The following is a 13466-nucleotide window of genomic DNA, read 5'->3' as shown; positions in this document are numbered from 1 at the left end:
CCGAGGCATTACAGTAATTTCATGCCTCGCAACTGGCCGATGATCGAGCGTGGTGGCGAATTGGGGTCGATTCGCGCCGCGTTGACCGGCACCGAATTCGTCGGCGCGATCCTGACCGGCGACGCGGGCGTGGGTAAGACGACCCTGGCGCGGCAGGCGACGGCCGCGGTGGGCGGCAGTGTGCGCTGGGTGGCGGGCACCGAGTCCGCGCGCAGTATTCCGCTCGGAGTGTTCGCCCATATGGTCGGTGTGTACACCGCGCACGACCCCGTCACGTTCATGGCCGCCGCCCGGGAGGCGCTGCTGGCCGACGGCGACACCATCATCGGCGTCGACGACGCTCACCTGCTGGATCAGCTCTCGGCAACGCTGTTGTTGCAGTTGGCCATCGACAAGGCCGCGCGGATCGTCTGCACGGTGCGCAGCGGGGTGCCGGTGCCGGATGCGGTGACCTCGCTGTGGAAGGACGGGCATCTGCTGCGGATCGACCTCGCGCCGTTCTCCGAACCGCAGAGCGTCGAACTGGTCGAATCCATGCTCGGCGGACAGCTGGAGGGGTTCACCGCCAATCTGATGTGGGAGTCCTCCGGCGGCAACGCCCTGTTCCTGCGGCATCTGGTGGAGGGTGCGCTGGAGGCGGGCACCCTGCGACAGGTCAACGGGGTGTGGCAGCTGCGCGGGCGGGCGGCGGTGACCTCGGAACTGGCGGCGCTGCTGGAGGATCGCGTCGAACAGCTGCCGGAGTCGGTGCTGCGCGTGCTGGAGTTGCTCACCTTCTGCGAGCCCATCGATCTCGACGTCCTGGCCGAACTGGCTGGGGAGGACGCGGTCGAACAGGCCGAAACCCGCGGCGTGATAAGGATCGTCGAGAACGGCCACCAATTGCTGGTGCGCTACAACCATCCGCTGTTCGGTGAGGTGATCCGGCGGCGGCTCGGCATCGCCTCGGCGCGCCGGCTCCGGGGCCGGTTGTATTCGTCGCTGCGGGAGCGGCCCATCAAATCCGCCTCCGATCGCATCCGGCTGGCCGAATTGGCTTTGGACAGCGACAAATCCGCGGATCTGGAATTGTTCGAGGCGGCCGCGGCCGACGCGATCGGGCTGGCGAACATCCCGCTCGGTGAGCGGTTCGCGCGGGCGGCCGTGGAGCGTCGCGGCGGGGTCGAGTCCGCGGATCTGCTGGCCCGCGCACTGCTGTGGCAGGGACATCGCATCGAGGCCGAACGCACGCTGGCCAGTTTCGATCCGGACCAGTTGAACGAGGTGCAGCTGGCCCGCTGGGGCAGCACCCGCGTCTCGAATCTGTTGTGGGCCATGGGCGATGCCGATCGCGCCGACGAGGTGCTGTCTCTCGTTCGCAGCCGGGTCCGACATCCGAAGATCGTGTTGACGTTGCAGGGCTTGGCATCCGCCTGCGAGGTGAACGAGAACCGCTTGGAGGAGGCCTTCACCGACGCCGAGGCGGTGATGTCCACACCGGACGCACCGGCCTGGGCGGTGTGGTGGGCGTCGTTCGGCGGCGGTCTGGCGCTGGCGCTGATGGGTCGCGGCGCGGCCGCGCGTGAATACACCCTGCGCGGCCATCAGGTCGAGGAACAGGTCGACGGGCCGACGCGATTCATGTCCGCGCACGCGGAAGTGCTGGCGCTCACCTTCACCGGTGAACTGGAGGCCGCACGACGCTGCGCCTCCGGCTATTTCGGCTATTCGGCGCCGGGACAGTACCTGGCCTGGGGGCTGTCGAAAATCCTGCAGGGCACCGTCGACGTGGCGCAGGGCCACTTCCCGGAGGGCGTCGAGAATCTCGAACAGGCGCTCGCCGCGCTGACCGCCGAGGGCGCCGCAGCGTGGATGTTCCCCGCGAGAATCCGTCTGGCCGAGGCCTATTCGGCCCTGGGCCGCGCCGCGGAAGCCGCCGAGACGATCGCCGAGGCGCGGTTGCGCGGTGGCCGGCACAGCGCGGTCTACGAACCGCAGCTCGAAATCGCGCGCGCCTGGCAGGCCGCCGCCGAAGGCACCGTCGCCCCGGCCGTGCGGCTGGCCATCGGAGCCGCCGACGCCGCGGCCCGTTCCCATCAGCATGCGATCGAGGCCATGGCCCTGCACACCGCGGCCCGCTTCGGCGACCGCACCGTGGCCGGGCGGCTCGCCGATATCGCCGCGCGGATCGACGGCGCGCTGGTGCAGGTGCAGGCTCGCCACGCCGTGGCGGTCGCCTCCCAGGACGGGCCCGGATTGGACGCGGCCGCAGCCGAATTCGAGCGGATGGGCGCCCTGCTCTCGGCCGCCGACGCCGCCGCGCAGGCCGCCTCGGTGCACGAGCGGCACGGCGATCGCCGCCGATTGCTCGAATCCGCCGCGGCGGCCAACCGCCTGGCCGCGGCCTGCGGCGGCGCGAGCACACCGGCGCTTCGGCAATCGGCACAACCACTTCCGCTCACCGCGCGCGAACGCGAAATCGCCAACCTGGTCGCGGCCGGGCTCAGCAACCGGCAGATCGCGGACCGGCTGACCGTCTCGGTGCGGACCGTCGAGGGCCATCTCTATCGGGCCTGTATGAAGCTCGATGTCACCGATCGCGAGGCACTCGCCGATCTGATGCGCGGCGAGCCGCCCCGAGGCAAACAGCGCTGACCATCATGCGGGCGTCCGATCGTGGTGAGACGGCACGGATCACAGGATTCGGCACTGCACACCCGGCGTGGTTGTCGATTACGATGCACGCGGCGGCCATGGTCGCCGCACAGGCAGGCTTGCTGACGAGGGTGGTGCTCGGCGTGATCCGTCGAAATCGGTATCTGATGACGGGTATTCGGGTCGCGATGGCGGCAGTGCCGCTCGCGGTGGTCCTCGGATTCGCCGGTACGGCGGCCGCGACCGGCCCGGTTCAGCCCGGTGTCACCACCCCGGATGCCCCGGCGCCCTCCGACGAGCCGGCGGAATTGCGTTCCGCCTCACCACAACACGTGCCCACGCCGCAGTCCGCGCCCCGCGCCGCGCCCAAGCCGGAGTCGAAGCCGAGCGAACCGCCGGCTCCGCGGGAAGTGCGCGTGGGCGGTTTCAGCGCGCCGGTGCCCGATGCCGTCCCGGATGCGGTGGTCGACGGCGTCAACCGAGCCAACGACGGCATCCAGGGCGCGATCAACCCCAACCCGGACCACAAGTAGTTCGCGGTCACCGGTCGGTGCCCCTGTGCCGCTGGTAATAACGGGCGACGCGGGCCCGGTTGCCGCAGCGTTCCGGAGAACACCACTGCCGCCGTGGATGGGCGGGTAGAAACAGCAGGACGCAGTCGTCGGCGGCACATTGCCGCACGCGAGCGATGGACGGGTCGGCGAGCAGATCCACCGCCGCGTCGGCGAGCGCGGCGGCCACGTGCGTACCCGGCTCCCCGAGGCGCCGCACGGTCACGGTGAACCCGCCCGCACCCCATTCCAGCGTGCGGATCGCCGGCGCGGCGGCTTGCGCGGCGGTCAGACCGTCCAGCGCGGCCGCCGGCGGGACCCGCTCGGCCAGAAGGGCTTCCAGTATTCGCGCGGTGTGATCGCGGACGGCGTGTACCGCGGCCAGATCGGCCGCGGTGGCGTCGCCGGGTAGCCCGGACAGCCGCCCGGCCTGCAGGTTCGAGTCGACTACAACTAATGCATCCCTACGGAGATAAGGCATGTGACACCATGATCGAAGTGACCGAAGTGCGGCACCGGCGCGTCGAGGTGGAGGGCGTCGAGGTTTTCTACCGCGAATCCGTGCCCACTCGCGCGGACCCTCCGGCGCTGCTGCTGTTGCACGGCTTCCCATCGGGTTCGCACCAGTTCCGGCGCCTCATCGACGTGCTGGGCAGCCGTTATCACCTGATCGCCCCGGACTATCCCGGCTTCGGGAATACCGTGGCGCCGGCGGATTTCGACTACACCTTCGATCGCCTCGCCGATATCACCGAGGCATTCGTGCGGCAGCTCGACCTGACCCGATTCGCGATGTACGTCTTCGATTTCGGCGCGCCCGTCGGTTACCGCATCGCCACTCGTCATCCCGAGTGGATCACCGGCCTGGTGGTGCAGAACGGGAACGCCTACGAAGCAGGATTGTCCGCCGGGGCAAAGGATTTCATCGCGCTGCGGCCGGAGCAGGAAGGAGCCGACGACATCATCGGCCAACTGCTCGGCCCGGACGGCACCCGCGGCCAATACGAACAGGGCGTCGCGGATCCGAGCCGGCTCGCCCCGGAGAGCTGGATGCTGGACCAGAGTTACCTCGACCTGCCCGGCCGCACCCGGGCGCAGCTGTCGCTGGCCTACGACTACCACTCGAATGTGGCCCGCTATCCCGAATGGCAGGCCTGGCTGCGCACGTCCACGCCTCCGGCGCTCATCGTCTGGGGTGCGAACGACCCCTTCTTCCCGGCCCCCGGCGCCGAGGCGTACCTCGCCGATCTGCCCGCTGCCGAGTTGCACCTGTTCGATACCGGCCATTTCGCCCTGGAAACGCATCTGCGCGAGATCGCCCCGCTCATCGCCGATTTCCTCGATCGGCTGCCGGCATCGCAATAGCCCCGGCGTCTAGAACAGGGTCGGTTCGCCGAATCCCGAGGTGCGTTCGATTTCGAGCAGCCTGGCCTTGGTCACGATGCCGCCCGGCGCGGAGAAGCCGTGCAGCCCGTGGTCGGCCGCCAGCACACGGTGGCAGGGCACGATCAACGGAATCGGATTGCGGCCCAGGGCTTGTCCGACGGCCTGGGCCGCGCCGGGCGCCCCGGCCCGGGCGGCGACCTCGCCGTAGGTGAGGGTGTGTCCGGGGCCGATGGTGCGCGTGATGTCGTACACCGCGCGATGGAATTCCGGCTGGGCGCGGTAGTCCACCGGAATCCACCGCAGATCGTCGAGCTCCCCGGTCAGATGCGCGCGAATGGCCCGGATCGCCTCGGCCATCCCGCCGGACGGTTCGACGACGCGAACCCGCTCGGCGGCGATCGCGTCCACACCTCGGCGCAACATGCCGGCCGTGCGGGCGCCGGCATCCGAGGCCTGTTCGGAGGCCGACGGCCGAGCGGGCTCGGGACCGCGGACGACGACCTCCGGCAGCTGGAACCGCACGACACCGTCATCGGTCCACCCCATCGCACATCGGCCGATGGCGGTATCGAATTCGGTCACCGCGACCGAGGACAGCTTGCCCGCAGACATACCCCACAGTGTGCACCGAGGGTCCGACATCCCCGGCAATTGCAGTCCAGTATCACTCGACTGGACTGATGCCGCTCCGACGGTCAGGGCACCACAGGCGGTCGATTCGCCGACCGGTCCCGTGCCACACAGGTCTGCCGACCCCGCAGGGCCGCGAGTTCCCGGGCCGGATCGCGACACTCCACCTCGCGCAGCGACCAATCCGCCATCGGCGCGTTGGGACGATACCGATCGAACAGGGCGACGACCCGGCGCCCGGATCCGGTGGCATAACGATAGGCGGCCAGGAGAACGACCGCGACGACCGGCAGAGCGGCGATACCCGAGAACATGTGGTCCAGCCTGCCCGCATCTGGACTTGAATCAAATAGCCACTACCCGGATACTGGCCCCTATGGCGATACGCGTGATCAGTGCGGCCACCCTCACCCGCGACCTGGGCCGCTGGCGGCACGACGAATCCGGCGCCGCTCGCCGCGGCGCCCGCCCGGCATATCTGGCGCTCGCGGAGAGTATTCGCCTGCTGATCCACGACGGCCGCGCCCCACTGGGGATCGCCCTGCCGAGCGAACGCGATCTGGCGACGGCGCTGGGTGTCAGCCGCACCACGGTCACCTCCGCGTACGCGCTGCTGCGCGAGCACGGCTATCTGATCAGCCGGCAGGGCTCGCGCAGCACGGTGGCCCTGCCCTCCGATGTCGCACACGACGGCACCAAACCGGCCCGCAGCATTCTGGCGGTGATGTCGCCGACCGCGCAGCCCACCATCGACCTCACCTACGCCGCGATGTCGGCGCCCCCGCAGATGAACGACGCGTATTCCGCCGCACTGCAGGGACTTCCGATCTACCTAGGCACCCACGGCATGGATCCGGTGGGCGTACTGCCGCTGCGTGAGATGCTCGCGCGCCGCTACACCGAACGCGGCCTGCCCACCGAACCGGATCAGATTCTGGTGACTCTCGGTGCGCAGCACGGACTTCGGCTGTTGCTCAATGTGCTCACCGCACCCGCCGAACGCGTCCTGATCGACCACCCGACCTATCCCAATGCGATCGAGGCGATCCGCGACGTCGGCGCCCGGCCCGTCCCCGTGCCACTGCGCCCCGAACAACCGGAGACCGCCTGGGACCTCGACGGAATCCGCAGTGCCGCACGGCAAACCGCCGCCAGTACCGCCTACCTGGTGCCGGACTTCAACAATCCGACCGGCCTGCTGATGAGCGCCGACGCCCGCGCCGAACTGGCCGCGATCGCCCGCGAGACCCGGATGACGGTGATCGTCGACGAGTCCATGGTCGATCAGCAGCTCGACGGCGAAACGCCCCCTCCGGCAGCCGCTTTCGCGCGCGGATCGGAAATCGTGACGATCGGATCGGCGTCCAAGTCGTTCTGGGGCGGCCTGCGCGTCGGCTGGATCCGGGCCAACCAGTCGCTCATCGCGAAACTGCTCGGCACCCGGTCCACGGTGGACCTCGGCACGCCGGTGATGGATCAGCTGGCCACCGGCTATCTGCTCGACCATGCGGACGTGATCCTCGAACAACGCCGCGAACAGCTCCACAGCCGTCGCGCCGCCCTGCTCGAGGCCCTGTCCGAGGAGCTGCCCGACTGGCAGGTGAGTCCCGGCCGCGGCGGTATGTCGATCTGGGTGCAGCTACCGGCTCCCGTCTCGACCGCCCTCGCCGCCACCGCGCCCAATCACGGTGTGCTGCTCGCCGCCGGGCCGCGCTTCGGAGTCCAGGGCGCGTTCGAACGTTTTCTGCGAATCCCGTTCACCCACACCGAATCCGATCTGCGGGTGGCGGTGAAGTCGATCGCGGCGACCTACGCGTCGCTGACCCCGCACGCCACCGAACCGTTGGCGCCGCTCACCTGCTACTGAGCCCGAACGTTTTCGCTACTTCAGGATGTCGTGACGGACGATCGTCTCGTCGCGGCCGGGCCCGACACCGATGCAGGACACGCGGGCGCCGGAGAGCTCCTCCAGCCGTTCGACGTACGCGCGCGCGTTGGCCGGCAGATCCTCGAAGCTGCGGGCCCCGGAGATGTCCTCCCACCAGCCCGGCATCTCCTCGTAGATGGGCCTGGCGTGGTGGAATTCGGTCTGCGTGGTGGGCATCTGCTCCACCCGCTCGCCGTCGATCTCGTAGGCCACGCAGATCGGCACCCGGTCCAGGCTCGACAGCACATCCAGTTTGGTGAGGAAGTAGTCGGTGATGCCGTTGACCCGGGTGGCGTAGCGCGCGATCACCGCGTCGAACCAGCCGGTGCGGCGGGCGCGGCCGGTGGTCACGCCGACCTCGCCGCCGGTCTTGGCGAGATATTCGCCGGACTGATCGAACAGTTCGGTCGGGAACGGCCCGGAGCCGACGCGCGTGGTGTAGGCCTTCAGGATGCCGAGCACCGTGGTGATCTTGTTGGGTCCCACGCCCGCGCCCACCGCGGCGCCGCCGGAGGTGGGATTCGACGACGTCACATAGGGATAGGTGCCGTGGTCGACGTCGAGCAGGGTGCCCTGCGAGCCCTCCAGCAGAACGGTCTCGCCGTTCTCCAGGGCCTGGTTGAGCAGCAGCCGGGTGTCGCTGATGCGGTGTTTGAAGCCCTCGGCCTGATTCAGCACCTCGTCGACCACCTGCTGCGGGTCGAGTGCGCGCCGGTTGTAGATCTTCACCAGCACCTGGTTCTTGAATTCCAGTGCGGCTTCGACCTTCTGGGTGAGGATCTTCTCGTCCAGCACATCGGCGACGCGCACGCCCACGCGGGCGACCTTGTCCTGATAGCAGGGGCCGATGCCGCGTCCGGTGGTACCGATCTTCTTGTTGCCCAGAAAGCGTTCGGTGACCTTATCGATGGCCACGTGGTACGGCATGATCAGGTGCGCGTCGGCCGAGAGCAGCAGCCGGGTGGTGTCCACCGAGCGCTGTTCCAGTCCGGCGAGTTCGTCGAGCAGCACACCCGGATCGATGACGACACCGTTGCCGATGACGTTGGTGACGCCCGGCGTCAGAATGCCGGACGGGATGAGATGCAGCGCGAAATTGTCGCCGTTCGGCAGAACCACCGTGTGACCTGCGTTGTTGCCACCCTGGTAGCGGACCACCCACTGGACGCGGCCGCCGAGCAGATCGGTAGCTTTGCCCTTACCCTCGTCGCCCCACTGGGCGCCGATCAGCACGATTGCCGGCATGGGAGTCTCCTACGGTGTCGACACGCAGCATCGGCGACGCTGCAGCTACCTGCCGTTGCAGAGCCCGATGACGGCGCTCCCGAGGCCCGTCGCTCGCGCCATGTGGCGGTGGCCGGAGGGACAGTCTAGTGGACACAATTCGTGCCCCAACCAGCCACCTCCTCCCCCGCGCGGCGCAGCGGAGAGCGCGCCGACCGCCCGAGCCGATTACAGTGGCCTGCGGAGGCGTCCCGGCAGGGGTGCGCCCGGTAGGCAGCGAGGGCGATGGCGTTGGCAGGTCCGAGGAGGGTGTTCGGCAGTTGAGTACTCATGTTCTCCGCTGCAACGGCGCTCCCGTGCCCATCGCGCTCGCGTCGCTGCCCACTACCCAGACCACGGCGATCCCCGAGACCTCCGAACTGGACGAACTGCTTCCGGTGCTGGCCGCCGACAACCAGCCGCGACTGATCGTGCTGGGCGAGGACGCCGGTCTGGCCGCGGTGCTCACCCATCTGCTGCGCACCGAACGGCTGGCCGTCGAGATCGGCTACGTGCCGGTGGATCGCACCTACGGTTCCCGCGCCTATCAGACCGGGACGGGCTCGCACGCCGCCAAACGCGCGCTGGAAGGCCGGCCCGAGCCGACGCCCCTGATTCGTGACGAGACCGGTACCGTCCTGGTCGGCCGGGCTACGATCACCGGCCGCGACGGCGGCAAACTCGAGGGTGAGGCCTACGTCGACGAAGTCCGGTTGTTCACCGGAAAGGTTGCGGCACTGCATGTTTCGCCGACACTCGAGATGCCGGGCGTGCGCGCGACGGTGCAGCGCGGCTGGGGTAAGAAGCGCTGGGTGGCCGGGCGTGCCGTACAGCTGGGTTCACCGGGCGCCGCGGTGACCCGCGACGGCATCGCCGCCGATCGCACCGTGCCGCGGTCGAGTTTCTACCGTCATCACGAGCCCTGGCTGCTGGTGCGATGACCTATCCCTTCCCGGCTCGGCGAGTAGTGCGGTACGGACGACGGCCCCGGAGGCGGCAGCTTGCGTAACCACGTAGGCGCCCGGGAGTACCGCCGAGGGACCGGCCCGAGTCCGATCTTCTTGCTGATCGTCGTGGTCACCGCCCTGGGCGGGGCACTGGCGTGGGATGCCGATCCGCTGTCCACCCGGGCCAAGGCCGGCGTGTTCGTCTTCGTGGTGGCGGGCTGGATTCTCAGCGTGTGCCTGCACGAATTCGGCCACGCGTACACGGCGTATCGAGCCGGGGACCGTGAAGTGCAGATGCGCGGATACCTGACGCTGAATCCGGTGAAATACAGCCATCCGCTGCTGTCGATCGCACTGCCGATCTTCTTCATCGCGCTGGGCGGGTTCGCGCTGCCCGGCGGTGCGGTCTATCTGAATACGCAGAACTTCTCGACACGTACCCAGCGCGCGATCAGCGCGGCGGGTCCGGCGGTCAACGCGTTGTGCGCGGTGGTGCTGCTGGTGATCGTCCGGTTCGCCGGCTCCACCCACGACCACGCCGCCTTCTGGTTCGGCCTGAGTTTCCTGGCGTTTCTGCAGATCACCGCGACGATTCTGAATCTGCTGCCGATTCCGGGGACCGACGGCTACGCGATCGTGGAGCCGTCGCTGAGTTATCAGACCCGGCGTTCGCTGGATCAGGTGAAGCCGTTCGGGCTGCTGCTGTTGCTCGCGATCCTGTGGGTGCCGGAGCTCAATCGGGTGTTCTTCGATGCCGTCTACTGGGTGTTCGAGCTGTCGGGCGTGCCCTCGGACTGGGCGGCCATCGGTAGTTATCTGACCCGCTTCTGGAGCTGACACGCGAGTTTTCGGCGGGCGCGCCCGATTCCGGTCCGATTCGCCGGCGAACGGGAACCGGGCGGCCCTCTTCGCGACGGAGCGCCCGCCCCCTACGCGGTCGGCCGCACACCAAAACGGCCGCACGTCGCATCCGTCGCGAAGTTTTCCGACCGCGCCACCCCTCGTCGACGCGGTCGAGACAAACGTACGATCCACGCCGCCCCGCGACACGAGTAGTCGACTACCCGATTCGAACGCGATGGCCGTGCGCAGCCGGACCCGGCGGCCTCGCGGACCGCTCGGCGACTACTGGTACCGCCGTGTCGTCAATCCTGCGGCGCCACATAGGGGTTCTGCACGGTGGGCGGCAGCAGCGCGATCGCCGACAGGCGTTTGATACCGCAGACCTGCATCAGATCGACCACGATGGAACGCAATTGGGCGAAGACCACGTGAGAGGACAGGCCGGCGCCCTCGACCAGATCCTTGGTCGCGCCCTTCGCGACCCGCCGCAGGACACGCGTCGCCTCGGCGGCATCGGGCTGTTCGCCGGGTTCGGCAACCATGTAGCGGCGCACCACTTCCACCGCCTGCCCCAGTTCTTCGACCTCGGCGATCATTCGGGGATCGAGGATTTCGTCGTCGCGGACCAAAGTCAGGGCGCGGCGCAACAACACTCGCGTATTGCGCACGGCATTGTCGAGCGGGTCGACCGCCGCGCGGATCGCTTCCAGCCGCGGCCGGGAATTCCAGTACAGCGGCGAGATCCGGCTGACCTCGCGCCCGCCCTCCACCGCGTTGCGCAGACCGTCGATCTGCGGTTGCGTACCGCGCACGGAATGCAGTGCGTCGCGCACCTTCTCCGCATTCTGCTCGTGGAGGCCGTCGGCGCATTCGGTCAGCGCCGCACCCAGGACGGTGAGGATATCGGCGGCCTGCTGCCGGGCCCGGCGCACCGGGTGCAGCGGAATCGCGGCCACCACCACGACGCCGACGAACCCACCGACCAGCGCGTCGACCATGCGGTTGAGCCCTCCGCCGGTATGCGGCGGCATCAACGTGGCGACCAGCACCGCCGAACTGGCGGCCTGCATCGGGATGACCGCACCTCTGTCGAGAAATACCGCGATCGCCATCGCCACGCCGACGACGAGTGCGATCTGCCACGCACCGGTTCCGACCTGTCCGATGAAGAAGTCGCCGATCCCGATCCCGACGGCCACACCGCCGACGAGTTCCACCGATCGGCGCAGACGCGCACCGAACGACACGCCGATCGAGATGACCGCGGCCATCGGCGCGAAGAACGGTTGTGGATGTCCCACCAACCGGTGGGCGACGAACCAGGACAGGGCCGCGCCCACCGCACACTGGAAGATCGGAAGCGCGGATCGGCGCAGACGCACCCATCCATTGCGCATACGTTGTCTACCGCTGTCGCGAACCGCATCGACGGTGATGGCGGTCGCGAACCGTTCCGTGCCGGCCAGTCTCAGTCCAGACCGAGTTCGGCGGCGGCACGGGGATCGCAATCCTCGAGCAAATCCAGGCAGCGGGCGTATTCGTCGCTCTCACCGATGGCCTGGGCGGCCCGGGCGAGTGCGCCGACCGCACGGAGGAAACCCTGGTTGGGTTCGTGGCTCCACGGCACCGGGCCGAAGCCCTTCCACCCGTTGCGGCGCAGCAGGTCCAGGCCCCGGTGGTAGCCCGTGCGGGCGAAGGCGTAGGCCGCCACCACATCGAGGGTCACCTCGGCCTGGCCCTCGGGCGCACCCACGATGCCGGCGCGGTCGAGCGCATCCTCGGCCAGCTGCGCCCAGGCCACGGAGGCCGTCGGATGCGCGGCGGCGACCTGGACCGGGTCCTGATTGTCCAGCAGCGCCTGTTCGGCTTCCGTGTTTTCGGGAAGCAATACCGGCTGCGGTCCGAGCAGATCACCGAAGGAGGTCATGGGCTTCATTGTGCACCGCCACCGCAGCGGCTCGCCGGGCAGCGGGTGCGCCGGGCCGATGCCGAGCCCCGGTCGGCGAGGGCGAGCACTTATGTGGTTGCGCGTCTGCCGCCTCCTACGCGCCCCGACCCCATTAGGCTGGCCGTCTGAGACCGACAGTCGACGACCGACAGCCGATAGTGAGCAAGGGGTAGCGCGTGTCCGACCCGAACGACGATCAGAAGCCGCACCAGGGCGCCTCCGGCGACCGTACGCGTCAGGCTGCATCCGGTGCGGGTCCGGACGGACCGGCGAAGCTCGGCGCCCAGGGCGGGCCTGCTTCCGGCCGCGAACCGCACACCGGCGCCCCGGACCGTACCCAGCGCATCTCCCGGGATCAACTGCCCGGCGCCGCGCCCACCGCACCCATGCCGTCACCGTCGGCGCAAACTCGGGTCATTCGCGCACCGGGGGCGAAAAACGCGGCGGCCCAGCCGAATTCCGGTGCGGGCGACAAGCCCGGTCCGGACACTCCCGGCGCGGAGTCCGGCGGTTCCGGTAGTGCCGGTTCCGGCAAGCCGGCCGCCGGCGCTCCCGGCTCGAAGGCGAGCGACGGTGGCGAACCCGCCGAGCCGGCCGGTGCCGAGAAGGGCGCCGCCGGAAAGGCGGGCACCGCGGCGGGCGGTGCAGCGGCCGGCGAAGCCGAGACGGTCGCCATCCCCAGGCGCACGGAATCCGGCAACAAGCCCGGGGAGCCCGGCAAGGCCCCCACCTCCGAGGAATCCGGCAAGTCCGACGCAGCAGCCGGCACTGCCGGGTCTGGCGCCACGAACGGCCCAGCGACGACGAACGAACCGGCCGCCGCCCCCGATGCCGAGCGCACCGCGACGGGTGCGAAGGCTGCGGGCGCCGCGAAGGCCGGGGGCACCGAAGGTGCCGCAGTCGGTCAGAGCGCCGCCGATGCCGCACGTGCCGCCGCGCCGGGCTCGAAGGCGCCGAACGCTGCCGCGAACGAGAACGGCACCGGTACCGACGAGTCGAAAACCGTTGCACTGCCCAGGGTTTCGTCCGGAAAGGATGGCGAGAAGACCCCGAAGTCCGGCCCGGCGCAGCAGTCCGGCGGCGCGAACAGTGGTCGGGACGCTGCGGCGCCGGACGCGGAAACCGATGCGCCACAAGACTTTCCCGCGATATCGAACCCGTCCGACGACGCGACGACGATCCTGCCGATTCAGAAGCCCGATCCGGCGGCCACCGAGAAGCTTCGCGCCACGCCGCCCGCAGCCGGGCAGAGCGGTCCGAAACGCCCTGAGGTCCAGGGCGGACCGGGCGGTGAGCAGGGCGCGCCCGGCGCGCCGGGATCGCGGGGGCCGGGCGCA

Annotated in this window: 12 protein-coding genes and 1 pseudogene; 7 read left to right on the top strand and 6 right to left on the bottom strand. The window is 69.4% G+C overall.

Annotated features, from left to right (window positions below; all coding sequences use genetic code 11):
* Positions 1 to 21: 21 nt before the first annotated feature.
* Both NK1_RS26295 and NK1_RS26290 read left to right on the top strand, forming a co-directional pair.
* Positions 22 to 2634: a LuxR family transcriptional regulator gene (locus NK1_RS26295; protein WP_063012930.1), complete on the top strand. Its 2613-nt coding sequence runs from the start codon at positions 22 to 24 to the stop codon at positions 2632 to 2634.
* A gap of 71 nt (positions 2635 to 2705) precedes the next feature.
* A complete protein-coding gene (locus NK1_RS26290; protein WP_157104451.1) occupies positions 2706 to 3167 on the top strand; it encodes a hypothetical protein in 462 nt (153 codons plus the stop codon).
* Positions 3168 to 3174: 7 nt separating this feature from the next.
* On the opposite strand, the gene NK1_RS34005 is transcribed toward NK1_RS26290, so the two are convergent.
* A complete protein-coding gene (locus NK1_RS34005; protein WP_084461586.1) occupies positions 3175 to 3666 on the bottom strand; it encodes a CGNR zinc finger domain-containing protein in 492 nt (163 codons plus the stop codon).
* Positions 3667 to 3674: 8 nt separating this feature from the next.
* Here NK1_RS34005 and NK1_RS26280 point away from each other — a divergent pair, with 8 nt between their 5' ends.
* Positions 3675 to 4550 (top strand): alpha/beta fold hydrolase, encoded by an 876-nt coding sequence (locus NK1_RS26280; protein ID WP_245660829.1) that lies wholly within the window; start codon positions 3675 to 3677, stop codon positions 4548 to 4550.
* Positions 4551 to 4559: 9 nt separating this feature from the next.
* Here the strand turns inward: NK1_RS26280 and NK1_RS26275 are convergent, their stop codons facing one another.
* Entirely contained in the window at positions 4560 to 5183 is a 624-nt protein-coding gene (locus tag NK1_RS26275) for a methylated-DNA--[protein]-cysteine S-methyltransferase (RefSeq protein ID WP_063906116.1), read from the bottom strand.
* Positions 5184 to 5266: 83 nt separating this feature from the next.
* A complete protein-coding gene (locus NK1_RS26270; protein WP_063012923.1) occupies positions 5267 to 5515 on the bottom strand; it encodes a hypothetical protein in 249 nt (82 codons plus the stop codon).
* A 62-nt stretch (positions 5516 to 5577) separates the two neighbouring features.
* Between NK1_RS26270 and yczR the strand changes: the two genes are divergently transcribed.
* A complete protein-coding gene (yczR, locus tag NK1_RS26265; RefSeq protein WP_063012922.1) occupies positions 5578 to 7068 on the top strand; it encodes a MocR-like transcription factor YczR in 1491 nt (496 codons plus the stop codon).
* Positions 7069 to 7083: 15 nt separating this feature from the next.
* On the opposite strand, the gene NK1_RS26260 is transcribed toward yczR, so the two are convergent.
* Positions 7084 to 8373 (bottom strand): adenylosuccinate synthase, encoded by a 1290-nt coding sequence (locus NK1_RS26260; RefSeq protein WP_063012921.1) that lies wholly within the window; start codon positions 8371 to 8373, stop codon positions 7084 to 7086.
* A 335-nt stretch (positions 8374 to 8708) separates the two neighbouring features.
* On the opposite strand from NK1_RS26260, the gene NK1_RS26255 reads away from it, so the two are divergent.
* Positions 8709 to 9332, top strand: a complete 624-nt coding sequence (locus NK1_RS26255; RefSeq protein ID WP_245660827.1) for a hypothetical protein — start codon at positions 8709 to 8711, stop codon at positions 9330 to 9332.
* A gap of 60 nt (positions 9333 to 9392) precedes the next feature.
* Positions 9393 to 10175, top strand: a complete 783-nt coding sequence (locus tag NK1_RS26250) for a site-2 protease family protein (protein WP_063012903.1) — start codon at positions 9393 to 9395, stop codon at positions 10173 to 10175.
* A gap of 308 nt (positions 10176 to 10483) precedes the next feature.
* Here NK1_RS26250 and NK1_RS26245 read toward each other — a convergent pair whose 3' ends face one another.
* Together NK1_RS26245 and NK1_RS26240 are read right to left on the bottom strand one after the other, a co-directional pair.
* Complete coding sequence (locus NK1_RS26245; protein WP_063012901.1) at positions 10484 to 11578, bottom strand: FUSC family protein; 1095 nt, start codon at positions 11576 to 11578, stop codon at positions 10484 to 10486.
* A gap of 71 nt (positions 11579 to 11649) precedes the next feature.
* Entirely contained in the window at positions 11650 to 12108 is a 459-nt protein-coding gene (locus NK1_RS26240; RefSeq protein WP_036506471.1) for a DUF3151 domain-containing protein, read from the bottom strand.
* A gap of 197 nt (positions 12109 to 12305) precedes the next feature.
* Between NK1_RS26240 and NK1_RS26235 the strand changes: the two are divergent.
* Positions 12306 to 13466, top strand: a pseudogene (locus NK1_RS26235) (hypothetical protein); the annotation flags it as partial.

Source organism: Nocardia kruczakiae NBRC 101016 (assembly GCF_001612965.1).
Lineage (GTDB): Bacteria > Actinomycetota > Actinomycetes > Mycobacteriales > Mycobacteriaceae > Nocardia > Nocardia kruczakiae.
Note: the sequence above shows the minus strand (reverse complement) of the source record. Positions and strands in the feature narration are given on the sequence as shown.